10 protein-coding genes are annotated in these 7219 nt (G+C 39.3%); 8 read left to right on the top strand and 2 right to left on the bottom strand.

Annotation, left to right across the window (positions count from 1 at the left end):
• The 7 genes from AC1DDX_RS19395 to arsB form a co-directional block, all read left to right on the top strand.
• A partial coding sequence (locus tag AC1DDX_RS19395) for an SDR family NAD(P)-dependent oxidoreductase (protein WP_477622433.1) occupies positions 1-215 on the top strand: 215 nt, incomplete at its 5' end.
• A gap of 28 nt (positions 216-243) precedes the next feature.
• Positions 244-1407 (top strand): mannonate dehydratase, encoded by a 1164-nt coding sequence (gene uxuA / locus AC1DDX_RS19390; protein ID WP_337715859.1) that lies wholly within the window; start codon positions 244-246, stop codon positions 1405-1407.
• A 63-nt stretch (positions 1408-1470) separates the two neighbouring features.
• A complete protein-coding gene (locus AC1DDX_RS19385) occupies positions 1471-1656 on the top strand; it encodes a hypothetical protein (protein ID WP_048904100.1) in 186 nt (61 codons plus the stop codon).
• 474 nt (positions 1657-2130) lie between these two features.
• Positions 2131-2460, top strand: coding sequence for an ArsR/SmtB family transcription factor (locus AC1DDX_RS19380; RefSeq protein WP_172660991.1), 330 nt, complete (start codon positions 2131-2133; stop codon positions 2458-2460).
• A 55-nt stretch (positions 2461-2515) separates the two neighbouring features.
• Positions 2516-3010 (top strand): DUF6428 family protein, encoded by a 495-nt coding sequence (locus tag AC1DDX_RS19375; protein ID WP_172660992.1) that lies wholly within the window; start codon positions 2516-2518, stop codon positions 3008-3010.
• A 7-nt stretch (positions 3011-3017) separates the two neighbouring features.
• Complete coding sequence (locus AC1DDX_RS19370) at positions 3018-3431, top strand: arsenate reductase ArsC (RefSeq protein ID WP_288879609.1); 414 nt, start codon at positions 3018-3020, stop codon at positions 3429-3431.
• Positions 3431-4465 (top strand): ACR3 family arsenite efflux transporter, encoded by a 1035-nt coding sequence (gene arsB / locus AC1DDX_RS19365; RefSeq protein ID WP_288879607.1) that lies wholly within the window; start codon positions 3431-3433, stop codon positions 4463-4465. Before AC1DDX_RS19370 ends, arsB begins: the two co-directional genes overlap by 1 nt.
• 1 nt (position 4466) lies before the next feature.
• On the opposite strand, the gene AC1DDX_RS19360 is transcribed toward arsB, so the two are convergent.
• Complete coding sequence (locus AC1DDX_RS19360; protein WP_172660995.1) at positions 4467-5222, bottom strand: DeoR/GlpR family DNA-binding transcription regulator; 756 nt, start codon at positions 5220-5222, stop codon at positions 4467-4469.
• A gap of 51 nt (positions 5223-5273) precedes the next feature.
• On the opposite strand from AC1DDX_RS19360, the gene nudK reads away from it, so the two are divergent.
• Positions 5274-5849 (top strand): GDP-mannose pyrophosphatase NudK, encoded by a 576-nt coding sequence (gene nudK, locus AC1DDX_RS19355; protein WP_172660996.1) that lies wholly within the window; start codon positions 5274-5276, stop codon positions 5847-5849.
• 18 nt (positions 5850-5867) lie between these two features.
• Here the strand turns inward: nudK and AC1DDX_RS19350 are convergent, their stop codons facing one another.
• The gene (locus tag AC1DDX_RS19350) at positions 5868-6980 is read right to left on the bottom strand and encodes a Gfo/Idh/MocA family protein (RefSeq protein WP_337715861.1); all 1113 of its coding nucleotides are present in this window, start codon (positions 6978-6980) and stop codon (positions 5868-5870) included.
• Positions 6981-7219: the final 239 nt, after the last annotated feature.

Here is a 7219-nt window from a genome sequence, read left to right as displayed (position 1 = left end):
GTATTGCTCCTGGCTTTATAGCCACAGATATGTCGGCCAAAGCACTAAACAATGATCCGGACAGAAAAAACAAGGTGCTTTCGCGCACCCCAATGGGAAAACTAGGCCTACCATCCGACATAGGAGATGCCGCTTACTTCCTTGCGTCTGATGATGCTAAATTCATTACGGGTATAGTTATACCTGTTGACGGCGGAAATTCAATAGGATTTTAAACAAAAGTCTAAAGCTGATATGATTAAAATGGAACAAACCTTAAGATGGTTCGGCCCTAACGATCCGGTTAGTCTGCAATACATCAAACAAAGCGGCGCAACGGGCGTAGTTACCGCGCTGCATCACATTCCTGTTGGCGAAATATGGACTATTGATGAGATAGCGCTGAGAAATAAAGAAATTTCCGAAGCAGGATTAACATGGGCAGTTATCGAAAGCTTACCTGTTCATGAGGACATCAAAAAAAGAAGTGGGAACTATAAAACCTATATAGAAAACTATAAAATCAGCATGCAAAATGTTGCTGCCTGCGGCTTAAAAGTGATCACCTATAATTTCATGCCCATATTGGACTGGATGCGCACCAATGTTTCATACGAACTAAGTGACGGCAGCAAGGCCCTATATTTTGAAAAATCGGCTTTTATAGCATTTGATCTTTTCTTGTTAAAGCGACCAAATGCCCAAAACGACTATCAACCAGGCGAGATTGAAAAGGCAGAAAAACGGTTCAGGGAAATGAGCAAACAGGAAAAAGAAACCTTATACAACAATGCATTACTTAGCCTGCCAGGATCAGACGAGCCTTTTACCCCTGAGCAGATTTTAAGCGCGCTGGAAACTTACAGGAATATCGACAACAAGAAACTAAAGGAAAACCTTTATGAATTCCTTAAAGAAATTATTCCAGTTGCAGAACAAACAGGACTGCAATTGGCCATTCATCCGGACGACCCTCCCTACTCTATTCTGGGCCTTCCAAGAATCATGAGTACTGAAGCCGATGTCCAGGACATGCTTACCGAAGTTCCATCGGCCAATAATGGCATATGCTTCTGTACAGGTTCATTTGGCGCGCGTGCCGACAATGATCTACAGGGAATGATAAAAAGACTTGGCAACCATATTTTCTTTCTTCACCTCCGTAGCACCCAAAGAGATCAGGAAGGAAACTTTTACGAGGCCAATCACCTGGAAGGAGATGCCAACATGCCTGAAGTTGTTAGAGAGGTGGTTGCACTTCAACAAAGACTCAATAGCTCTATTCCGATGAGACCCGATCATGGTCACCAAATGTTAGATGATCTGAACAAAAAGCATTACCCGGGTTATTCTATTATTGGCAGGCTAAAGGGTCTGGCAGAGTTAAGAGGACTCGAATCCGGGATACTAAGCAGTCTTGATTCTTAAATTGCATTTTCAAACCATTTCCAGTCCCGTTTGTTAGTGATAAGAACACTAATATTTTAAAAAATGGGATTATTTAAAACTGCCTTAATCGGCGCCGCAATATATGGCATAGTTAAGTATGTAACTAAAAAGGACATTAATGGCCGCTCAATAGCCGACGACATCAAAGAAAAAGCACCAGAATGGATGGAAAAAGCTAAAAACTTAAAAGATGATTTAAAAGTAGAACTGGAAAAACAACGGTATTAGTATTGTTTTAAGTCACTTACTTTTTCGGGGCACCCAAATAAAATAAACCGGGACCTTTTTGATATCCTTTGGCAATCCTGTAGATGATTTCCGCCAGCGCTTTTGTAGTTCCGATGGGGATATGGTTCGAAATTCCGGTGTTATTGATATGCCTTTCATAAATCAGTAAAATTAGATGCATTAAAATTACTAATATTTTTAGTAAAACAGAAGTGAATTTTTCAGTTCTCTGAATGAGATTGTATGACCACTTGATCCAGACATAATGTGCACCTTGTTCACACTTTCCTCACAAACAGGTACCTTTTTGTGAGGAAAGTGTGAACAAGTCTCGAACAAGCCCCGAGCCAGCAAAAGTAAAATAGCTGGCCGCAGAACACCAAACTAATCTCCAAAGACATTAGGACAATGCAATTTTTTTTAAAAATAAATTTGTCATTACAACTATATATCGTAATATTGCGATGTATAATTATGGGACTTACAAAAACAGAAATATTTACTGAAGAACAAAACCGCCTGGCGGTGATGCTGAAAGCAATGGCCCACCCTGCACGCATTGCTATTCTACAGCAGATCATTAAAGCAAATGCCTGCATCTGTGGAGACCTGGTTGAAGAACTTGGGCTTGCACAAGCCACCATTTCGCAACATTTAAAAGAACTGAAAAATGCAGGCATTATACAGGGTACAATTGAAGGTGTAAGTGTTTGTTACTGCATCAATCCAACGGTATGGAATGAACTTCAACAACAACTCTCAGCATTCTTTTCTACTTATGAATTAAAGACAAACTGCTGTTAAAAAAATTTGACCTAATACATCGTAATATTGCAATTAAACAATTAAACAAATTATCATGAATACAACGGAATTAATCAACTGGCAAACATTTAAAAGTAAGCTACAGGACAATCCTGAACTTACTTTACAATTTCAATATGCTGAGGACAAATGGGTAGATGCTTCATATCACATCACGGAAATTAAACAGGCACCCATTGTATCGGTAGATTGCGGTGGGGTTATGAACTCGTGGACAGAAATTATAGTTCAGCTGTGGGAACCATCTGCCAAGGATAATGAAAGAGCAATGTCGGTGAGCAAAGCACTGTCAATTGTTAAGCTTGTCGAGAAAAGCCTGCCATTAAATCCACTGGCCGTGGTAAAAATAGAATTTGGGAACTCTCAATTTGATACTCGCCAGATGTATCCCGGAGAATTTATTATTGACAATGGGAACTTTATTGTAAACCTAAGCGCTGATTTTACACAATGCAAAGCCATTAATAGAGGAGAAAGTTGCGGCTCAACAGAAACAGTTACTTGCACCCCAGGTGGCGGTTGCTGCTAGTTAAAATATGAAAAATATACTTGTATTATGCACCGGCAACAGTTGCCGCAGTCAAATTGCCGAAGGCTATTTAAGATTCTTTGCAAAGAATAATGCTGAAATTTACAGTGCCGGGATAGAAACACATGGCGTAAATCCGAAAGCCATTGAAACGATGAAAGAAGATGGGATTGACATCTCATCACATACTTCAAACAACATCAATGAGTACATGGATGTTGATTTTGATTATGTAATCACTGTGTGTGATAACGCTAAGGAAAGCTGCCCGTATTTCCCTACAAATGCACAAAAATTCCATTACAACTTTCCAGATCCAGCTAAAGCAACAGGAACAGACGAGGAGGTTAAAACACAATTCAGAGGAGTAAGGGAGATGATTAAACAGTACTGTCAGAATTTTATAGAAAAGAATATTTAATGGAAAGGAAAAAATTAGGCTTTCTTGATCGTTACCTTACTTTATGGATATTTCTTGCTATGGCTGTTGGTATTGGAATCGGGTATCTGGTTCCATCTTCCGCTACCATTATCAATTCCTTTTCCAGCGGAACAACAAATATTCCACTGGCAATAGGGTTGATTCTGATGATGTACCCTCCACTAGCCAAAGTTAAGTATGAAAATATGGGCAGGGTATTTAAGGACACGAAGGTGCTCTCTCTGTCTTTAGTACTAAACTGGATTATAGGCCCTGTACTCATGTTTATTTTAGCCATTGTTTTTTTGCACGACTACCCTGAATACATGGTAGGCTTAATTTTGATTGGCCTGGCCAGATGCATTGCAATGGTAGTTGTCTGGAATGAGCTTGCAGAAGGCGATAGAGAATATGCAGCTGGCCTGATTGCCCTGAACAGTATTTTTCAGGTCTTATTATACAGCGTATTTGCGTATATTTTTATTACCGTTTTACCTCCTTTATTTGGATTAAAAGGATTAGAAGTAAATATCACGATAGGCCAGATTGCCGAGAGTGTGGCGATTTATCTTGGGATACCGTTTGCATTGGGTATCATCAGCCGTTATACATTAATAAAACTTAAAGGAGAAACCTGGTTTCAAACCAAATTTGTACCGTTAATTTCACCTGTTACACTAATCGCCTTATTATTCACAATTGTGATCATGTTCAGTTTAAAGGGCAATCTGATCATAAAAATTCCTATGGATGTAATACGAATAGCAATACCATTGGTCATCTATTTTGTGATCATGTTTATCTTCAGCTTCCTTATGGGCAAATATTTTGGCGCTGATTATTCTAAAAACACAGCAATTGCATTTACTGCTACAGGCAATAATTTTGAACTGGCAATAGCTGTTGCAATTGGCGTTTTCGGCATCAACTCGGGGCAAGCATTTGCAGGTGTTATTGGCCCACTGGTTGAGGTCCCTGCACTTATTGCCCTGGTAAATGTTGCTTTTTGGTTTAGAAAGAAGTATTACCGGTAAACTACTGCAGCACCCTCACTCCTTCTTGTTCGATTTTCTTTTTCAAAGGGCCCGTTAGCTGAGCATCTGTAATTAAAAAGTGTATCGATTTCAGAGTTCCAAATTTAACATAAGCATCTTTCCCAATTTTTGAGGAATCGGTAAGTAAATAAACCTGTTCCGCATTCTTTAGAAAAGCTTTTGTTATTTGGGCTTCCTTTTCGCTATGTGCTGTTAAACCATTTTGTAGTGATATGCCGTCGACACCTACAAAAGCTTTAGAAACGTGATAAGTATCGATGTGCTGAACCGCCATATCCCCGTGCACTGCCCTGCGTTCTTTATCCAGCTCACCCCCTATCAGGTTAATACCAATACCAGGTGTATCTATTAATTCTGCTACTATTGGCAAAGAATTGGTAATAACCTTTAGCTTATTAAGCTTCTTTAAATGAGCACACATAGCAAACACCGTACTTCCGCAATCCATAAATATTGTATCCCCATCTACCACCTGAGCGGCAGCTAATTTTCCTATTTCCTGCTTGCTTTCTGTATTAGCAGTTTGCTTTTTATGGAATGCCACGAAGGGCAGATTATCTAGCTTCATGGCGCCTCCATGCGTTCGCTGCAGGAGCCCCTCTTCAGAAAGATCTTGCAAATCTCTTCTGACCGTAGCAGGAGATATTGATAATTTCCGAGAGATCTCCATTACAGATAAAGCCTCAAATTCATCAAGTATCATTAAAATCTTTTTCTTTCTTTCCTGAAAACTCATATAAATAGCCTACATTTGATCAAAAATAATCATTATTAATCATAATTGATCATGAATAGTACAATAAATATAATCAAAGAGGAAATTTTATCAGACGACTGGTATGTTTTAAAGAAAACAACATTCAACTTCTTGTCTAAAAAAGGGATACAGGAAACGCTAAGCAGGGAAACTTATGATCGTGGAAACGGGGCTACAATCCTTCTTTACAACCGATCACTGCAAACCGTTATTCTGATTAAGCAGTTCCGATTCCCCACATACGTTAATGGCAATGTTACCGGAATGCTGATTGAAACATGCGCAGGTTTACTTGACGAAAACAGTCCGGAGGAAGCTATCCGCAGAGAAACAGAGGAAGAAACCGGATATGTATTGTCCTCCGTTCAAAAAGTATTTGAAGTTTATATGAGTCCTGGTTCCGTTACAGAAAAACTGTATTTCTTTATTGCAGAATACACGGCTGATATGAAAACGGAAATAGGAGGCGGCGTAGAAGATGAGGATATAGAAGTACTGGAATTACCATTTAATACCGCAATGAAAATGATTGCAACCGGCGAAATCAAGGATGGAAAAACAATCATGCTACTTCAGCATCTTGCACTATCAAAAATCATGGGGTAAACTCTTTTTTTAAAGAGCCTACAGTTTTAGCGGTATCTTTTTACCTGTTTTAGCCGCCAGATAAATGGCTTCAATAATTTTTAAATCTTTTAGCGCTTCTTCTCCGTTAACAGGTACTATTGGCTCTTTGCCTTCTAAAATAATGCCTGCCATTTCTTCCATCTGTACAGTTTGGTGGGTAGCGTGGGGTTGTGTTAATTCACCTTTATGCGTACGCCCTTTTATTGGCCCGTAGCCGGTTGAAGGCTGCATCTCGGCAAAACCTTTCTCTCCGACAAGATAAAACCGATCAAGATAGTTCATATTATATGTCGACAGGTAAGAGGCTACCGCCCCACCCGGAAATCCCATCTGGAATTGAATGGTTTCATCAACCCCTTCTTTAAATATTTCAGTATTTGTTTTTCTTTCTTGTGCGGTTACCCATGTAGGTTCCTCGCCTACCATATATCTGGAGCCGTTGATGGCGTAAATACCTATATCCATCATTGCTCCCCCACCTGCAAGCTGTTTATTCAATCGCCATTGTTTTGGATCGCCTATTTTAAAGCCACATTGTCCTTGAAAAAACATGATCTTTCCAAATTCACCGGCATTTCTCATTCGGATAACTTCGAGGGTTTTGGGCTCAAAATGCATCCTGTACCCCACCAGCAACTTCACGTTTGCTTTTTTACATGCATCGATCATTTCTTGCCCTTCTTTAGGACTTATTGCCATTGGCTTTTCGCAAATTGCATGCTTACCCGCTTTGGCAACACGAATAACCTGATCATGGTGAAGCGCATTAGGGGTAATAACATAGACCGCATCAATATCAGGATTGTTTTTTATCTGATCAAAGTTCTCATAGTTATAACAGTTCTTTTCCGGAATACCATATTTGGCTTGCCAGTCTTTGATTTTAGATGGTGTTCCACTAATTACACCTACCAGTTTTGCTTTAACGCAGGATTGCATTGCTTCTGCAACGCGACTACCATAGCCGCCAAGGCCCATAATAGCTACCCGTAAGACTGGTCCATCGTACAATTTATCAGTTTTTGAAGCTGACCATCCCGAAAGCGGTATAAATGGTAAAACCAATGAAGAAAGTCCAAGTTTCTGTAAAAAGTCGCGACGTGTATCCATAATTTAAATCGTTTTAAACCCAATTTACATATTTTACACATAAAAAATAGAAGTTTTATAGACTTAACATACTATAAACAAAAATGTTGGCTTACATTTGGTTATAAAAACGACCAAACCAATTATTGTAAACGATCTCTTATATGCGCCGTTTTCTTATTTTAATTGCCTTTATACTTTCTGCTAAATTTCAGGCCATTGCTCAGGTGATTTATCTTAACGACAACACACCTTACAGC

The organism is Pedobacter sp. 10L46_2 (genome assembly GCF_056395165.1).
This window is presented reverse-complemented; position numbering and strand designations above follow the sequence as displayed.

Excerpts from the sequence above, each read along its gene's own strand:
- AC1DDX_RS19380 (WP_172660991.1), top strand. The coding sequence starts at position 2,131 with ATGGGACTTACAAAAACAGAAATATTTACTGAAGAACAAAACCGCCTG.
- AC1DDX_RS19385 (WP_048904100.1), top strand. The coding sequence starts at position 1,471 with ATGGGATTATTTAAAACTGCCTTAATCGGCGCCGCAATATATGGCATA.
- AC1DDX_RS19350 (WP_337715861.1), bottom strand. The coding sequence starts at position 6,980 with ATGGATACACGTCGCGACTTTTTACAGAAACTTGGACTTTCTTCATTG.
- AC1DDX_RS19370 (WP_288879609.1), top strand. The coding sequence starts at position 3,018 with ATGAAAAATATACTTGTATTATGCACCGGCAACAGTTGCCGCAGTCAA.
- AC1DDX_RS19375 (WP_172660992.1), top strand. The coding sequence starts at position 2,516 with ATGAATACAACGGAATTAATCAACTGGCAAACATTTAAAAGTAAGCTA.
- nudK (WP_172660996.1), top strand. The coding sequence starts at position 5,274 with ATGAATAGTACAATAAATATAATCAAAGAGGAAATTTTATCAGACGAC.
- AC1DDX_RS19360 (WP_172660995.1), bottom strand. The coding sequence starts at position 5,222 with ATGAGTTTTCAGGAAAGAAAGAAAAAGATTTTAATGATACTTGATGAA.
- arsB (WP_288879607.1), top strand. The coding sequence starts at position 3,431 with ATGGAAAGGAAAAAATTAGGCTTTCTTGATCGTTACCTTACTTTATGG.
- uxuA (WP_337715859.1), top strand. The coding sequence starts at position 244 with ATGGAACAAACCTTAAGATGGTTCGGCCCTAACGATCCGGTTAGTCTG.